Below are 15,379 nucleotides of genomic sequence, written 5' to 3' on the forward strand. Positions count from 1 at the left end.
CGCCCGCCACCGCTCCCGGCCCGAGGGCACCCGCCCGTGCCTCCGTGCGGAGCAGGGGTGCGCTGTTCGGCGCTGGGTCCGTCGCTCGGCTCGTCCATGCCCTCACGGTGAGCAGCCGTACGCGGGCATCCCTACCGGTGAGGGCCCGTCCGGGGCTCCCGTTCAGTCCGTGCCGCCGCCCGCCGGCAGCAGCCGCGTACGCAGCAGGTCGAGCACCCCGTCGAGGGCCGCCCGCGTCGCCTGCCCCGGCTCGTCGATCAGGTGCTCCGTGAGCACGGAGTGCGGGTCCCGCACCGCCTCCGGGTCGGCGTCGGCGTCGTCCAGCTCGACGGCCACGAACGCCTCGCCCAGCTCGCGCCGGAGGAACGCGAAGCGCTCGTCCGGCACCAGCCTGTCGCTGCGGAACCGCAGGCCGTGCACCCGCAGACCGTCGCGCGCACAGCGGTCCTTGACCTTGGCGAGGTCCGCGGAGGAGATGTCGATCCCCGCCGCGCGGCGCCCGGTGGCCGGCATCGGCAGCGAGGGCTGCGAGAGGACCGGCGCGAGCATCCGCTCGTCGGCGGCCATCGCCAGCGCGAACCCGCCCGTGAAGCACATCCCGACGGCCCCCACCCCGGGCCCGCCGCACCGCTCGTGCTCGTACGCGGCAAGGCCCCGCAGCCAGTCCACCACCGGGGAGCTGCGGCCGACCGCGAACGCGGTGAACTCCCGGCTCACGCACACCCGCAGAATGCTCGACGCCAGATAGGCGCGGGCCTTCAGCTTGCCGTGCGCCGCCGGGTGCGGGTCGCGCCCCGGCCTGCCGAACAGGACCGGCAGCACGGCCGTGCACCCGATGGCGGCCACGCGCTCGGCGAACGCCAGCACCTTCGGTGTGATGCCGGGCATCTCCGCGATGACGACGACGGCCGGTCCGTCCCCGCACCGCAGCACGTCGTGGGTGACACCGCGGTACGTGAACGAGTCGCGCTCGAAACCGGACAGATCGTGGTCGGCCATCGTGGCGTTCCCCCTCATTTCCCTTGCGGGTGCTGGTAGTTGAGACCGTTTCCGTACGTCTGCGACCGAGCATGCCACCCCGGTGATCACCGCACCCGGCGTTCCCTTCCCGCTGCGACGGACACCACACGCACGGCAGTCCGCGGGGGCCGCGCAGTGACACAGGCGAACTGGCGGGCCGATCCGCTCGGCCATGCGGAGCAGTTGCCCGGCGCAGCCCGCCATGCCCGCTTAGAACCGATGCAGAGTCATGTCTCCGGTTCCCTCGCCGAGGGAGAAAGGTCGGTGCGCGTCGTGTCGTCGCGTCTGTCTTCCGCCGCAGGGCTCGCCTGCTCGGCGGCCCTGGCCGGTCAGTTATTGGCCTCCCCGCCGGCGCTCGCCCAGGAGGGCCTGCCCCCAAGCGCCCCGGTCAAGCCGTGCACGGCCCCGTCCGGCGCCTACCAGTGGCAGTTGGAGAAGAAGCTGGGGCTGCCCCAGGACGGCGTCCAGAGCACCCGGGACTGCCTCACCATCCGGAAGGCGCAGCGGTTCCTCGGCATCAAGCCCGCCACCGGCAAGGCGGACCTCAGGACCTACCGGCTGGTGCTCGTCCACGAGGTCAGGAAGAACCCCAACGCCCAGGGCAAATGCCCGGTCCGCAAGTTCCGGGTGACGTGCGTGGACCTGAACCGGCAGATCCTGTGGGTGCAGAAGGGCGGGAAGCTCGTCTTCGCGCCCGTCCCGATCCGCAGCGGCAAGAACGGGTACGAGACCCGCCGCGGCTGGCACAAGATCTACCTGAAGCGCGCCCGGCACTTCTCGACGATCTACAACAACGCCCCCATGCCGCACTCGCAGTTCTTCAGCGGCGGGCAGGCCCTCCACGGCACTTACTCCGACCTGTTCAAGTCCGGCTCGCACGGCTGCGTCAACATGTACGCGGCCGACGCGAAGCGGCTGTTCAAGCTGCTGAAGGTCGGCGACCGGGTGTACGTCTGGGGCACCAAGCCGGGCACGGGCAAGCGCTACGGCGGCCACTCCGACGACGTCCTGATCGCCCAGGGCTTCGGCTCGTTCGGCATCGCCGAGGACCCGACGGCCGAGCAGCCGCCGACGGCCGCGGAGCTGGAAGCGGCTCTGCTGGAATCGGCTCTGGCGGAATCGGCTCTGGCGGAAGCGGCTCCGCTGGAAGCGGCTCCGGCGGAGTGACCGGGCACGACGCCTGACCGCAGCACACGAAGCGGGCGGGGCGGCCGCGCGGCCGCTTCGCCCGCTTCGTCCGGGGAGAGGGCGTCAGCCCTTCTTGCCCTTCTCCTCCGGGATCACGAAGCGCACGTACCGGTGGTTGCCGTTGACGGCGATGTCGTCCTTGCAGCGCGGCTTCGGCATGCTGTAGCCGTCGGGCACGTCGATCACACAGACCTTGTACGTGCCGGCCGACAGGTTCGGGAACGTGCAGTAGCCCATGCTGTTGCCGGTGCAGGACGGGGCGGCGGCGCGGCGGCTGGTCTGCTGCAGGTCGAAGGCGACGTTGCCGACGCGGTCGCCCTGGTCGTCGACCGCGTAGGGGGTGATCGCGCCCTTCTCCGCCGTGCCGGCCTTGCAGGTGGCCGAGGCGACGACGAGGTCACCGCGGAGCGGCGAGCTCGCGGCCACCCTGACGTGCAGCGCGTTGACGGTCAGGGAGCCGTCGGCGTTCCTGATCTGCTCGTTGAGCGTGATGGACCCGAGACCGGCGGGCAGGGTGAGCCTGGTGTTCGGGCCCGGGTTGACCGGGAGCCTCAGGGCGACGCCGCCGAGCGCGGTCCTGACGGTGCCGTTGACGATCCGGGCCGCGCCCTTCGGGGCCGAGCCGGGCTTGGCGTCGCACCGCGCGCCGATCGCGTCCGCGCCGACCGTGGCGAGCTTCAGGTTCACGGCAGCCTTGGCGGTCCTCGCGGTCGACTTCGTGACGCCGGTCGTCGAGCTGCCGGTCGCCGTGGCGTTGACCGCGTTGATGGAGCCGACACCCGGGATCGCGACCCTGGCCAGGTAGGCCGACGGGGGACCGCCGGGGTAGGCGGCCTTGACCGTCTCGGGGACGGTGACCGGGCCGAGCTTGGCCTTGACGCCGTACGCGGAGCTCTCACCCGAGGCGGCGTGTGCCGTACCGGCTGTCGTCGCGACCAGGGAGGCGGCGAAGACGGCACCGAGCGCGGCCCGCCCTGCCACGCCCATCTTGACTGAGGCCATGAGTTTCCCTTCGTGAACGTCGGACACGGCGCCCGACGTCGGCCACTCGTACCCCCTCGAAGGGCGCCCCTTATCCGCCATCCAGTCAAATGGTCTTTTTTATTCACCTGACTGGCCAAATCGGGCGCGGCATGGTTGCGGGTATCCGTTGCGGCCCCCCGCACACCGACGCGGCCGCCCGCACACTGACGCCTCCGCCTCGTCCCGACGCGGCCGCGCTGAGTTCACATCGTCCCCGGGCCAACTCCCGTACCACTCCAGGTGCTTAGAGCGTGGCGGCCCGATGCGTGGGGCGGCCGTCGAGGACCGTCAGGAGCACCGGCAGGTCCGGCAGGTCCGTGGCCGTGGTGGTCAGCGGGCTCTCCGCGAACACCGTCAGATCGGCGTGGTGGCCGACGGCCAGGCGCCCGGCCCGGTCCTCCTCGCCCGCCGCGTACGCCGCGTTGACCGTCATCGCGCGCAGCGACTCCAGGGCGGTGAGGGCCTGTTCCGGTCCGTGCGGAGGCTGCGTCAGATCGCGGGTCGGGCGGCGGTGCCGGGCGCCCGCCATCACCTGCAGCGGCGGGTACGGGGCGATCGGCCAGTCCGAGCCGAGCACCACCGTGGCCCCCGAGTCCCACAGGTCACGGCAGCGCCAGGCGCGCGCGGCCCGCTCCTCGCCGAGCCGCCGCGACCAGTTGTCGGTGTGGTCGGCGCGTGTGAAGTCGCAGCAGTGGGTGGGCTGCATGGAGGCGACGACGCCGAGCTCCGCGAAGCGCCGCAGGGTGTCGTCCGGCACGGTCTCGATGTGCTCCACCCGATGCCGTACGCCCCTGTCCTTGCCGCCGCCCGCCAGGGCCACCGCTTCGAGTACGTGCCGCACCGCCGCGTCCCCGATGGCATGCGTGGCCGTGGGCACACCGGCCCGGTGCAGCTCGGCGACGACGCGCGTGAAGGCGGCCGGGTCGGGCCGGAAGGCGTGGGTGGACTCGCCGTGGCAGTCCGGGCGCTCCAGCCAGGCCGTGCCGTTGTCGACGGTGCCGTCCATGAACAGCTTCACGCCGTCCACCCGCCACAGGTCACCGCCCAACGTCCTCCAGCTGACCGTCGTCCTGCTCGGCCCGAGCATGTCCCTCTACGCCGCCGACATCGCCCTGCGCCGCAACCGCTACGACGGGCCCGCCCTCACCGACGAGTCCCGGCACAGCCCGTTCTGGTACGACGGCGGCGTCAACTGGGCCGGCGCCTGCGCCCTGACCGGCGGCGTCACCGCCTCTGCCCTCAGCGTCAACACCCTCTGCACCGGCCCGATCGCCGCCGCCCCGAACGGCGTCGACCTCGCCCTGCCCGCCGGTCTCGTCGTCTCACCGCTCCTCTACCTCCTGCTCATGCACACCCGTCTCGCCGGCCCGACCCACGTCCGCGGCCTTTAGAGGGGCCCACGCCGTCCGAGCCCCGGAATCGCTCTCCGTACGCGAATGGCGGCACCCCCACCCGATGGGGATGATGGAGAGATCTTCGGCCGTGCCGGAGGGCAGACAGGAGACGCGACCTCGGGGAGACTCGGGAGGCCGACCGACACGGTGGCCGACGGGAGAAGGGAGCGGACCGATGAACGCGGCGGACGCCCTGCCTCCCCGCCTCGACCCGGAGGACCCCGACCCACTCCTGGAACCCGGGGGGCTCCTCGACGCGCTCGGCGTCGCCGCCGTCGTCCTCGACGCCGAGGGCCACATCGCGCTGTGGAGCCCCCAGGCCGAGAACCTCTTCGGGTACACCGCCGCCGAGGCCCTGGGCCACCCCGCCGCCCGGCTCCTCGTCGACGAGGAACACCTCGACCTGGTCCTCTCCCTCTTCACCGAGGTCATGGCCACCGGAGAACCCTGGGCCGGCGTCTTCCCCGTACGCCACAAGGAGGCCGGCACCCGCCTCGCCGAGTTCCGCAACATGCGCCTGGAGGACCAGCGGGGCAACGTCTACGCCCTCGGCCTCGCCTCCGAACGCGCCACCCTCCAGCGCATGGAACGGGACCTGGCGCTCTCCCTGCGCCTGGTCAGCCAGTCCCCGATCGGCCTCGCCGTGATGGACACCGACCTGCGGTACGTGATGGTCAACCCGGCCCTGGAACGCATCAACGGCATCTCCGCCGCCGAGCACATCGGGCACACCGTCTCCGAGGCGCTGCCGTTCCTCGACGGCGAGTCCATCGAGTCCGCCATGCGCGAGGTCCTCGCCACCGGCACCCCCGCCCTCGACACCTTCACCGTCGGCCGCACCCCCGCCGACCCCGAGACCGACCACGCCTGGTCCGTTTCCCTGCACCGGCTGGAGGGCTCCGGCCGGGAGAAGGTCATCGGCCTCGCCGTCTCCGTCGTCGACATCACCGAACAGCACCGCGCCGCCACCGCCGCCGCCCGCGCCCAACGCCGGCTCGCGATGATCGCCGACGCCACCGAACGCATCGGCACCACCCTCGACCTCGACCGCACCGCCCGCGAGCTCGCCGACTGCCTCGTCCCCGAGTTCGCCGACATCGCCGCCGTCGACCTGCTCGACAGCGTGCTGAAGTTCAGCAGCCCGGCCCGCCCGCCCGCCTCCGGAGGCGCCCTGTTCCGCGCGGTCGCCGTCGCCGCGGCCGCGCACCCCAGCTTCGCCGAGCGGGCCTCCGAACCCGCGGAGCTGACCTCCCGGTACGAGTCCACCCGCCTCGTCGCCCAGTGCGTACGCTCCGGCCGCCCCACCCTCATCGCCCACGTCCGGCAGCAGGACCTCGCCAGGATCGGCCGCGACCGCGATGTGTCCGCCCTGCTCGAAGCGGCCGGCACGCACTCGTACATGGCCATCCCGTTGAAGGCGCGCGGCACCGTGCTCGGCGCCCTCACCCTGGCCAGGACCCGCAACCCGCTGCCCTTCGACCACGACGACCTGATGCTCGCCGGGGAGCTGGCCGCCCGCGCCGCCGTCTCCATCGACAACGCCCGCGGCTACCAGCAGCAGAGCCACGCCGCGCTCTCCCTGCAACGCCACCTGCTGCCCCACCGGCCGGCCAAACCCCCCGGCCTCGACATCGCGTACCGCTACCAGCCCGCCACCACCGCGGGCGAGGTCGGCGGCGACTGGTTCGACGTGATCCGGCTCGCCGGGGAACGCTCCGCCCTCGTCGTCGGCGACGTCATGGGCAGCGGCATCAACGCCGCCGCCTCCATGGGCCAACTCCGCACCGCCACCCGCACGCTGGCCGGACTCGGACTCGCCCCCGCGGACGTCCTCAGCCACCTCGACCGGATCGCCGCCGAACTCGACGAGACCCTGGCCACCTGCGTCTACGCCGAGTACGACCCGCACTCCGGCCGGTGCCGCATCGCCACCGCGGGCCACCTCCCGCCCGTCCGGTGCCGCCCGGACGAACGCCCGCAGCTGCTCTCGCTGCCCACCGGCGCGCCCCTCGGCGTGGGCGGAGTGCCGTTCGAGGCGGCCGACTTCGACCTCACCGACGGCGACGAGCTTCTCCTCTACACCGACGGCCTGGTGGAGACCCGCGACGAGGACATCGGCACCCGCCTCGCCACCCTCATCGACGTCCTCGACCAGCCGCGGCGCTCCCTGGAGGAGACCTGCGACCTCCTCCTCACCCGGCTGCGCCGCCACGGCGACCCGGACGACGTCGCCGTCCTCATCGCCCGCACCCACCCCCTGCCTCCGGCGGACGGCAGCTGAGGCCTACGGGCGGTCACCGGTCTGTCCCGAGGGTGTTGAGGTGTGGGGCGGGGGTGCGTTTCCGCTCGGCGGGGGCCGTTGAGTCCTCGGGCCCGCCGCTCCCGCTTTCCCGGCCCACACCGGCTGACCCCTCCGGTCCGCGCCTCTCCGCCCCCGCCTACGGCAGCTCCCCCCCCCGGCCGACGGCGGCTGCGGGGGTGCCGGGGCGGGGAACCGTCCCGGGATCTACGGGGCTTCCCGCAGGGCGCCGCGCGCGAGGCTGCCGTCGGCGCCCGGCTCCGCGTGCCGGGCCGGTGCGTCGCGGCGCCTGCGCGGGACGCGCCGGCGGTCGGGCAGTGCCGGGGCCGAGGCCGGGACGCGCTGGATCTCGGCGAGCAGGCGCTCGACGACCACCGTCCCCAGCGGGTTGCCCAGCACCTCCGCCTCCCGCAGCGCCCGCCGCGCCCGCCGCCAGGCCCGGGCCGGGCGCCCCGCCAGGTGGTCCACGAACGCCAGCGCGTACGCCGTCGTGCAGCGCGCCCACCGGTCGTCCCTGGTACGCCGCAACGCCACCGCGTACCGCACGGAGCGGCGCGCAGCGGCGAGCGAGGTGTGCGCCTGGTTGCAGGCGAGCACCGCCCAACTGTGCGCCACCGAAGGCCCGTAGCACACCTCCTCCGGAATCAGCCGCACCGCGTCCCGCAGGCAGGCGATCGCCAGGTCCCGGTCGCCCAGGAACGCCGCCAGCACCCCCGACGCGTCCGCGACGTGCCCGAGGGTGGTGTCGTCACCGACCAGCACCGCCACCTCCCCGGCCGCGCGCAGCGCCTCGGCCGCGTCGTCCTCCCCGCACCGCACCGCGAGCCACCCGGCCAGCCACAGCGCCCGCGCCCGCAGCAGCGTGGCCTCGGGGGAGAGTGGAAGGAGCCGTTGCAGATACGAGCGGCCCTGCCCGGTGTGCCCGCACACGCCCCACCAGAACCAGAGCGCCACCACCGCGTGCAGCGCGGTCTCGGCCTGCGCCGCCGACCGCGGCGGCCGCACGAGCGCCGCCCGCAGATTCGCCTCCTCGGCGCACACCAGAGCGACCGCCTGCCGCTGCAGCCCCGCCTGCCACAGCCGCTGCGCGGACTCGGCCGCGTCCCGGCACCACAGCAGGTGCCGCTCGACCGCCTCGGCCGCCTCGCCCGCGTCCCGCAGCCGCTCGAAGCCGAACTCCCGCGCCGCCGCCGCCATCCGGTACCGGCCCGGCCGTACGCCTCCGGGGTCGCGCACCGGCTCCAGGACCGAGGCCAGCGCCAGCCGGGCCAGGCAGGCCGGGACGTCCCGCGTACGCAACCGCCCGCCCGCCGCGACGCGTACGGCGGTGTCCTCGTCGAAGTCGCCGCCGAGCACGCTCAGCCGGGCCCAGGTGATGCGGTCGGCCCGCTCGCACAGGGCGTAGCTCGCGCCGAGCGCCGCGTGCAGCGAGCGGTGCCGCCACCCTCCGCCGTCCCCGGCGAGCCGGCACTGCGCGGTCTCCACCAGCGTGGCCACCTCGGCGAGCGGGCGCCGGCCCACCTGTTCGGCGGCGAGCCGCAGCGCGAGCGGCACGCCCTGGAGCCGGGCGCAGAGGTCGAGCACGGTCCGGCCCGCGGCGCCGGCGGCGACCGGCCGCGCCGACCGCGGCGGCAGCCGGGACAGGAACATCCGGACCGCCGCACTCGGCGTGCCGTCGCCGGACGGTACGAGGGACAGCGGGCCGAGGCGCAGCACCACCTCGTCGCCCAGGCCGAGCGGCTGCCGGCCGGAGAGCAGCACGCGCAGTTCGGGCAGGGCCTGCAGCAGCCGCTGGACCAGGGTGACGCAGCCGCCGCGCACCGGGTCGACGTCGTCGAGGAAGAGCAGCCGCGGCCCGCCGCGCAGCGCCTCGGCGACCGCGTCGAACCCGGCCGTGACGGGCAGGCCGAGCGCCGTGGCCACCCCGGTGAGCGCGTCCGGGCCGCCCGCAGGGCCCTGAGTCCACCAGCGCGCCCGGGTCACCTCCACGTCGCGCCGCTCCACCGCCGTCCGGGCGAGGCGGCTCTTGCCGACCCCGGCCGCGCCGGTCACGGCGACCAGGCGGTGCCGGGCGAGGAGGCCGTCGAGGTGCGCCAACTCCTCGTCCCTGCCCACCAGTTGGCCCGGTGTGCCCGGGCCCGGCCGTTGCTGCCTCTGGCCCCGGCCGTGCCGGACGGACGAGCCACGAAGGCGGTCAAACACTGTCCTGCTCCTGATCGCTTCCTGCGCCGGCGCGAGACGTCCTGCGTCTCCCGGGCCGAATCCGGCTGCAGGAACGCTCCTGCAGTGAGCCGACCACAGAGGGAACTGGCGCGGACCGCAAGGGGTAGCGACCCCGAGCGCCCCATCACTCACGGGGACGACGAGGAGAACGCCCGTACGGGCAACGCCCTCCGTCCACCCGGCCGTCGCGAGGGGGACCGTCTGACCCTTACGGCAGGGAGTGCGCGCGGCCGAATTGACCGTTCCGGAGCAATCGGCGTCCGGAATTGAATGCGTGTGGGTGATTTCCTGCGCGTGTAAAGAGCATTGGCGTTCATATGGCTTTCTTTCGGTGAGGCTATGACTTCGCCCGTTCTCCGTCGCGTGCGTCCGCGACCCGATGCGTGAGAGGTCGGCCCCTTCGTGCGGAGCAGTAATCGTCAGTACCTGGTGTCGGTGGATCACCTGCGGGCCTTCGCCGCCGTGCTCGTGCTCCTTTACCACGGCACGTACATGATGCTCACCGAGATCGACCGCAACCGTGAGGGCTGGCTCTACGCGGACAATCCCCTCGGCGCGCTCGTCGCCGAAGGGCATACCGCGGTCGCCCTTTTCATGGTGCTTTCCGGATTCATCTTCACGATCGGCACCCTGGGCAAGGACATTCACTACGGCCGCTTCATCGGAAACCGCGTCCTGCGGATCTTCCCGCTCTATCTGGTCCTGATCATCATGGGCACGGGCGCGTACCGCGGCGACGCCGATCTGCTGTCCGTCGTGCAGTCCCTCGTCGGACTCGGCAATCTCCCGGGCTCGCTGCACCTCGGCAATGTCTCGCACATGTGGTGGGCGATCGCCGTCGAGCTGCAGTTCTACCTGCTGTTCCCGCTGCTCAGCAGGATCCTCACGCGCCGTGGCCCGACCGCCCTGGTGCAGCTGATGGCCGCGATCGCGGTGATCCGCGGACTCGTCTGGCTCTCCGGCGGCGGCAAGATCGCCGCGAACAGTTTCCTCTACTACAGCCTCGCGGGCCGTATCGACCAGTTTCTGCTCGGCATGCTGGCGGCCTGGCTCTTCGTCCATCACCGCGACCGGTTCCAGAGCCCGGCGAAGGTGCTGATCGCCGCCACCCTCGCGCTCGTCACGATCTGGGCCTTCAACCGCAGCCACGCCTATCAGGAGGGCCGTACCGTGCGGCTCATCTGGATCGACGTCGAGGGATTCGTGTGGGCGCTGCTCGTCCTCACCTATGTCGCGACGGTCACTTCGACCTGCCTGGCCTCCCGCGCCCTCGCGAAAGTCGGCGAGATGAGTTTCTCGCTCTATCTGCTGCACTTTCTCGTCATCACGGTGTTCCTCGCCCGGAACCGCTGGATCGAGCCGACCGGAAATCCCGTGTGGGACGCGTTCTTCACGACTGTTCTCGGGGTGCTGCCGGTCAGCCTCGCCATCGCCGCGGTGACCTTCCACGGCATCGAACGCCCCTTCCTGCGCTGGCGCCGCCCCTATCTCGATCCGGACAAGCCCCGGATCGCCGCGCAGGCCGACGGCACCAGGGCTCTCCCCGACGCGGCCCCGGCGGAGCCCGCACCCCGGCCCCGGACGGCGGAGCGGAGCGTGGGGACGGCGGATCGGTAGGGTCGGGGCATGGTGCAGAGCAGCGCTCCGGACGTCGACACGTATCTCGCCGAGCTGCCCGAGGGGCTGCGCGCGGCGCTGACCCGGCTGCGGCAGCTGTGCCGCACCGAACTCCCGGGCTTCACCGAGGTGATGGCGTACGGCATGCCCGTGTACGAACGGGACGGCCGCGGCGAGATCGCCTTTGCCGGACAGAAGCAGTACATCTCGTTCTATCTGATGCGCGACGACGTCCGCGAGGAGTTCGCCGACCGGCTCGCGCCTCAGGACATGGGCAAGGGCTGCCTCCGCTTCCGCAGGCCCGAGCAGATCGACTTCGCTCTCGTACGCGACCTGCTGCGCGCCGTCGCGGCCCGCCCGGGCCCGGTCTGCTGACCCCGCAGCGCACCGACGGCACCGCCGCGGCGAGGTTAGCAGAGCCCGGCCGTCATCCGAATGGGCCATCATGGCGCGGCGCTCGGCGTGGGAGCTTGCCCATCATGTGGGAAGGGGACCGCACCGACGAAGGGCTCCCATGAACACACTTGCCGTCAATTTCACGCAAGGTCTCGACGACGCGTGGTCCAAGATCGCGCAGTTCGTGCCGAAACTCCTCGGCTTCCTGGTCATCCTGGCCATCGGCTGGTTCGTGTCCAAGCTGATCGTCCGGGTGCTCGACCGGGTCCTGCGCAAGGTGGGCTCGGAACGGCTCGCGGAGCGGTCGGGCGCGGCACGCATGCTGCAAGGGTCGAAATTCGACCTCACGGGCCTCGTCTGCAAGATCATCTACTACGCGCTGATGCTGATCACCATCCAGCTGGCGCTCGGCGTCTTCGGGCCGAACCCGGTCAGCACGATGATCAACGGCATCGTCGCCTGGCTGCCGCGAGCGATCGTCGCCGTCGTCCTGATCGTGGTGGCCATGGCCATCGCCAACGCGGTCCGCTCGATCGTGGCCGGCGCCCTGTCCAGTGCCTCGTACGGCGCCACCGTCGCCAAGATCGTCTGGGCCTGCATCGTGGTGCTCGGCGTGATCGCGGCCCTGGGGCAGGCGGGCATCGCCACTGCGGTGACCCAGCCGCTCCTGATCGCCGCCCTCGCGGCCGCGGCCGGCATCCTCGTCGTCGGTGTCGGCGGAGGCATGATCCAGCCGATGCGGCAGCGTTGGGAGCGGTGGCTGGACAGCGCCGAACGCGAGACGACCCGCGTCCGCCCCGGTGTCACGGACTACCAGGCCGGCCGTGAGGACGCCCTGGCCAACCAGCCCGTGCAGGAGCGGGAGCAGCAGCGTGGTGGCCGGGACATGCGAGGTGGCCCGGACATGCGAGGTGGCCCGGACATGCCCGGGGGCCCGGACATGCCCGGGAGCCCGGAGAGGTGAGGCGCCCGCCCCGCCAGTGAACGCGTTCGACCCCGTCCGCCCGGGGTCCGGCCAGGTGCCGGAGTCCGGGCGGACGGGGTCGAACGCGTCTGGGCGCCGGCCCTTCGGCGGGCGGGTGGCGGACCGCCGGGGCGTGGGACGGTCTCAGTCCCGGACTTCGGGCAGCAGGTCGTGGGCGTGGACGAGCCAGGTGATCGCGGTCAGACGGCACACCGCGTAGTCGTGTCCGACGGGTTCGCGCCAGTCGATCTCGGTCAGCGCGTCCAGGAACCCGAGGGCGTAGTCGGTCAGCCGCTCCGGGTCGGGCGGCGCGAGGTCCAGGCCGGGGCCGTCGGCGCCGAGGCGCGCGCGTACGTCAGCGACATGCTGATCGACCATGGCGACGAACGCGGGCTCGAATGCGAACTCCGCGAACCGCTGTCGGTACGTACTGCTGATCTCGGCCAACGAAAACACCTGACCACGGTAGGCCGCGCCGGAACCGCGAAGTACCCGAAACGGACATGAGGTGCGTCACGTCGGGCCGGCGCCGCCCCGCAGTCCCGCCCCGCAGTCCCGCCCCGCGGCCCCGTCACGGCCGCACCGCCACCGCGTCCACCTCGAACAGCATCCCCGGCAGCGCGAGGGAGGCGACGCCGCTGAGTGTCTGGGCGGGCAGCCGGCCGCCGAAGCGGGCCTGCAGCGCCTTGCCGAGGATCTGCAGCTTGTCCTGGTCGTGGTCGACGATGAAGGTGCCGAGCCGCACCACGTGCTCGTACCCGAGGCCGACGCCCCGCAGGGCCGACAGCAGGTGGTCGAAGGCGAGCTCGACCTGTTCGGCGAAGGGGCCGGCGACCACGGAGCCGGTGGCGTCGGAGGAGTACTGGCCGCCGATGAAGACCTGCTCGCCGGGGGCGGAGACCGCGTGGCTGTAGCCGAACGGGGTCGGGTCGTGGAGGGTGGGCGGGTTGGTGATCGTGCGCTGATCGGTACTCATGCCGGGCTCAACGCCCGTTGACGGGGGCGGCATTCCGGGATCACGCGATCACTCTCTACGGCAACTCCGTTGCACGGAAGCGGAGTTGATGGCTCCTGCTCGGCTCGGGCTCGGCTCGGGCTCGGCTCCTGCTCGGCTCCGCTCGGCTCTGCGCCCCTCCGCACGGCGGCGCCCGGATGCCGGGGCGGCGATGTCAGTGGGCGGCGTTAGCGTGGAGTCGCATCCGGTCGAGCCATGGCCGGCGATGTCCCGGGGGAGCACTCCAGGGCGATGAGGAGGAACGCGTGCGACTCGCGCTTGACGCACTGTCCGCGGACGTGCCCGCGGACCAGGTCGAGGAGGCCCGTGCCTTCTACCGGTCGAGGGCGCCGGGTCGCGGCCCGGCCACCTGGGCCGAGCTCAAGGAAGTGCGGGCGGCGAGGCCCGCTCCGCGCGCGGCCGAGCCGCCCGCCGTCGAGGAGACGGTCGGGGCGGGGGACGCGTGCGTGCCGGTCCGGATCTTCACGCCGGCCGCGGGTCCGCCGCGGGGCGTGTACCTGGACATCCACGGAGGCGGCTTCTACATGGACTGCGCGGCACAGGGCGACGTACGCAACCGCGCGCTCGCGGAGGCCCTGCGGCTCGCCGTCGTCAGCGTCGACTACCGGCTCGCGCCCGAGCACCCCTGGCCCGCCGCCCCCGACGACTGCGAGGCGGCGGCGCTGTGGCTCGTCGAGGAGGCCGCCGCCCGCTTCGGCACCTCCCGGCTCGCGATCGGCGGCACCTCCGCGGGAGCCACCCTCGCCCTGGCGACGCTGCTCCGGCTGCGGGACAGAGGCGCCGTCGCCCGATTCGCCGGAGCCGCCCTGCAGTTCGGGACGTACGACCTGAGCGCGCGCACCCCGGCCGGTCGCCGGATCGCGGACGAGTACTTCATCGAGGCGTACGCGGGCCGGGCGGCCGACCGCACCCTGCCCGACATCTCGCCCCTCTACGGCGACCTCGGGGGTCTTCCCCCGACGCTGCTCGTCGTCGGCGCCGCGGACGTGCTGCTTGAGGACAACCTGGCGATGGCGGGCCGCTTGTCGGCGGCGGGCAACGAGGTCGAGGTCCGCGTCTACCCCGAGTCCCCCCACGGCTTCACGAGCCACCCCACGACACTGGCCGGAACGGCACGCCACGCCATCCACACCTGGCTGCGCGACCGGACCGCGGGGCCGGAGAGGGCCGCGCCGGTCTCGGGGACAGCTCCTAACCCGGCGGCGGAGAAGTGAACACCGCAGGAGAAGTGAACACCGCAGGGGACGGGGAGGCCTCGGCTGTCGGCTGGTCCGTGGGGGCGGGCTCCGACTCCTGGAGGACTACTCCCGGGCGCTCGCCCGGCCGGTTCGTGCCGTTCGGCAGCAGCGTGACCATGGCCATGACCGTCGCGAACAGCGCCAGCGCGCCCAACACGCGTGCCGCGCGCGCGAGTCGGCCCCGGCCGTCGAGGTCGCGCCACGCCGACGACTCCGGCACCGGGCGCGGGCGCCACAGCTCGCCGACCGCGTCCGAGCCCGGCCCACCCGAGGGGCCCCCTGCGCTGTGCGCGCCGGACCCGCCGGGCCCGGAAACCACCACCCCGGCGCCGGAAGCCCCGGACGGTTCGACCCCCGCCCCCGCCCGCTCCCGCGCCGACGGCTCCCTCGGCGCGGTCCGTCGTATCGCGGCCTCGTCGTCCCGCAGGAACCGCTCCCACACCTCGTCCGGCACCCCCGGCTGCTCCTCCCGGCGCACGTCAGCCGCGCCCGGGCGAGGAGTCGAGGCGTACGAACGGGATGTGCCGGCCCGCGTCGCGGTACGACGCCATGCTGCCGTCCACGTCGAAGCCCATGAAGGCGCACAGGCGGCGGGCCGTGCGCGGATGCCGGGGTGTGTACCGGGCCATGACCTCGCCGCCCTCGTCCGCGCTCAGGAAGTGCGCGGTGACGCGGTGGCGGCGGCGGCCGACCTGGACCGTCGTCGTCGGCGTGCGGCGGAGGTTCTGGTACCAGGCGGACTGCGGGCCGAAACCGGAGGCGAGGGGCCGGCTGCCGCGCTCGCGGTCGTACGCGACCACCTCAAGGACCACGCGCCGGTCGAGGCCGGAGTTGCGCCCGACGTGGTGCAGGAGCAGCAGCCGCCCGCCGAACAGCGGGCCGAGGCCCGCGCGGTACAGCGCGATCGGCAGCCTGGCGAGCAAGCGTCGCCAGCCGCGCGGGAGTTGCGGCCGCGCGGGGCCCGCAGGCCGGTCGGATGCCATCGACGTCCCTTCCCCCCGA

General features: G+C 73.2%; 14 protein-coding genes and 1 pseudogene. 7 read left to right on the forward strand and 8 right to left on the reverse strand.

Annotated features, from left to right (window positions below):
• Positions 1-162: 162 nt before the first annotated feature.
• Entirely contained in the window at positions 163-999 is an 837-nt protein-coding gene (locus tag QIS99_RS16015; RefSeq protein WP_282514041.1) for a dienelactone hydrolase family protein, read from the reverse strand.
• Positions 1,000-1,293: 294 nt separating this feature from the next.
• On the opposite strand from QIS99_RS16015, the gene QIS99_RS16020 reads away from it, so the two are divergent.
• Positions 1,294-2,187, forward strand: a complete 894-nt coding sequence (locus tag QIS99_RS16020; protein WP_282514042.1) for a L,D-transpeptidase — start codon at positions 1,294-1,296, stop codon at positions 2,185-2,187.
• An 84-nt stretch (positions 2,188-2,271) separates the two neighbouring features.
• Here the strand turns inward: QIS99_RS16020 and QIS99_RS16025 are convergent, their stop codons facing one another.
• Together QIS99_RS16025 and QIS99_RS16030 are read right to left on the reverse strand one after the other, a co-directional pair.
• A complete protein-coding gene (locus QIS99_RS16025) occupies positions 2,272-3,210 on the reverse strand; it encodes a choice-of-anchor P family protein (protein ID WP_282514043.1) in 939 nt (312 codons plus the stop codon).
• A 265-nt stretch (positions 3,211-3,475) separates the two neighbouring features.
• Positions 3,476-4,276: pseudogene (locus tag QIS99_RS16030) on the reverse strand (amidohydrolase); the annotation flags it as partial.
• On the opposite strand from QIS99_RS16030, the gene QIS99_RS16035 reads away from it, so the two are divergent.
• Complete coding sequence (locus tag QIS99_RS16035) at positions 4,236-4,622, forward strand: hypothetical protein (protein WP_282514044.1); 387 nt, start codon at positions 4,236-4,238, stop codon at positions 4,620-4,622. The pseudogene QIS99_RS16030 and the gene QIS99_RS16035 sit on opposite strands and share 41 nt — an antisense overlap.
• A 178-nt stretch (positions 4,623-4,800) precedes the next feature.
• Positions 4,801-6,906, forward strand: a complete 2,106-nt coding sequence (locus QIS99_RS16040) for a SpoIIE family protein phosphatase (RefSeq protein ID WP_282514046.1) — start codon at positions 4,801-4,803, stop codon at positions 6,904-6,906.
• A 225-nt stretch (positions 6,907-7,131) separates the two neighbouring features.
• Here QIS99_RS16040 and QIS99_RS16045 read toward each other — a convergent pair whose 3' ends face one another.
• Complete coding sequence (locus QIS99_RS16045) at positions 7,132-9,039, reverse strand: ATP-binding protein (RefSeq protein WP_282514047.1); 1,908 nt, start codon at positions 9,037-9,039, stop codon at positions 7,132-7,134.
• Between the two features lie 510 nt (positions 9,040-9,549).
• On the opposite strand from QIS99_RS16045, the gene QIS99_RS16050 reads away from it, so the two are divergent.
• The 3 genes from QIS99_RS16050 to QIS99_RS16060 all read left to right on the forward strand — a co-directional run bounded on the left by QIS99_RS16050 (position 9,550) and on the right by QIS99_RS16060 (position 12,124).
• The gene (locus QIS99_RS16050) at positions 9,550-10,764 is read left to right on the forward strand and encodes an acyltransferase family protein (RefSeq protein ID WP_282514048.1); all 1,215 of its coding nucleotides are present in this window, start codon (positions 9,550-9,552) and stop codon (positions 10,762-10,764) included.
• 9 nt (positions 10,765-10,773) lie between these two features.
• Complete coding sequence (locus tag QIS99_RS16055; protein WP_282514049.1) at positions 10,774-11,139, forward strand: iron chaperone; 366 nt, start codon at positions 10,774-10,776, stop codon at positions 11,137-11,139.
• 139 nt (positions 11,140-11,278) lie between these two features.
• A complete protein-coding gene (locus tag QIS99_RS16060) occupies positions 11,279-12,124 on the forward strand; it encodes a mechanosensitive ion channel family protein (protein ID WP_282514050.1) in 846 nt (281 codons plus the stop codon).
• A 144-nt stretch (positions 12,125-12,268) separates the two neighbouring features.
• Here the strand turns inward: QIS99_RS16060 and QIS99_RS16065 are convergent, their stop codons facing one another.
• The gene (locus QIS99_RS16065) at positions 12,269-12,580 is read right to left on the reverse strand and encodes a DUF6401 family natural product biosynthesis protein (protein ID WP_282514052.1); all 312 of its coding nucleotides are present in this window, start codon (positions 12,578-12,580) and stop codon (positions 12,269-12,271) included.
• Positions 12,581-12,695: 115 nt separating this feature from the next.
• A complete protein-coding gene (locus tag QIS99_RS16070; RefSeq protein ID WP_282514053.1) occupies positions 12,696-13,100 on the reverse strand; it encodes a RidA family protein in 405 nt (134 codons plus the stop codon).
• Between the two features lie 284 nt (positions 13,101-13,384).
• Here QIS99_RS16070 and QIS99_RS16075 point away from each other — a divergent pair, with 284 nt between their 5' ends.
• On the forward strand, positions 13,385-14,353 hold the full coding sequence (locus QIS99_RS16075) for an alpha/beta hydrolase (RefSeq protein WP_282514054.1): 969 nt from the start codon (positions 13,385-13,387) through the stop codon (positions 14,351-14,353).
• On the opposite strand, the gene QIS99_RS16080 is transcribed toward QIS99_RS16075, so the two are convergent.
• Together QIS99_RS16080 and QIS99_RS16085 are read right to left on the reverse strand one after the other, a co-directional pair.
• Entirely contained in the window at positions 14,331-14,831 is a 501-nt protein-coding gene (locus QIS99_RS16080) for a hypothetical protein (protein WP_282514055.1), read from the reverse strand. The genes QIS99_RS16075 and QIS99_RS16080 overlap by 23 nt on opposite strands.
• 25 nt (positions 14,832-14,856) lie before the next feature.
• Positions 14,857-15,360 (reverse strand): nitroreductase family deazaflavin-dependent oxidoreductase, encoded by a 504-nt coding sequence (locus QIS99_RS16085; protein ID WP_282514056.1) that lies wholly within the window; start codon positions 15,358-15,360, stop codon positions 14,857-14,859.
• Positions 15,361-15,379: the final 19 nt, after the last annotated feature.

Origin of the sequence: Streptomyces solicavernae, from assembly GCF_029968095.1 — a bacterium.
Taxonomy (GTDB): domain Bacteria; phylum Actinomycetota; class Actinomycetes; order Streptomycetales; family Streptomycetaceae; genus Streptomyces; species Streptomyces solicavernae.

Coding starts and splice junctions, on each gene's coding strand:
- QIS99_RS16015 (WP_282514041.1), bottom strand. CDS start 999: ATGGCCGACCACGATCTGTCCGGTTTCGAGCGCGACTCGTTCACGTAC.
- QIS99_RS16025 (WP_282514043.1), bottom strand. CDS start 3,210: ATGGCCTCAGTCAAGATGGGCGTGGCAGGGCGGGCCGCGCTCGGTGCC.
- QIS99_RS16035 (WP_282514044.1), top strand. CDS start 4,236: ATGAACAGCTTCACGCCGTCCACCCGCCACAGGTCACCGCCCAACGTC.
- QIS99_RS16040 (WP_282514046.1), top strand. CDS start 4,801: ATGAACGCGGCGGACGCCCTGCCTCCCCGCCTCGACCCGGAGGACCCC.
- QIS99_RS16055 (WP_282514049.1), top strand. CDS start 10,774: ATGGTGCAGAGCAGCGCTCCGGACGTCGACACGTATCTCGCCGAGCTG.
- QIS99_RS16060 (WP_282514050.1), top strand. CDS start 11,279: ATGAACACACTTGCCGTCAATTTCACGCAAGGTCTCGACGACGCGTGG.
- QIS99_RS16070 (WP_282514053.1), bottom strand. CDS start 13,100: ATGAGTACCGATCAGCGCACGATCACCAACCCGCCCACCCTCCACGAC.
- QIS99_RS16085 (WP_282514056.1), bottom strand. CDS start 15,360: ATGGCATCCGACCGGCCTGCGGGCCCCGCGCGGCCGCAACTCCCGCGC.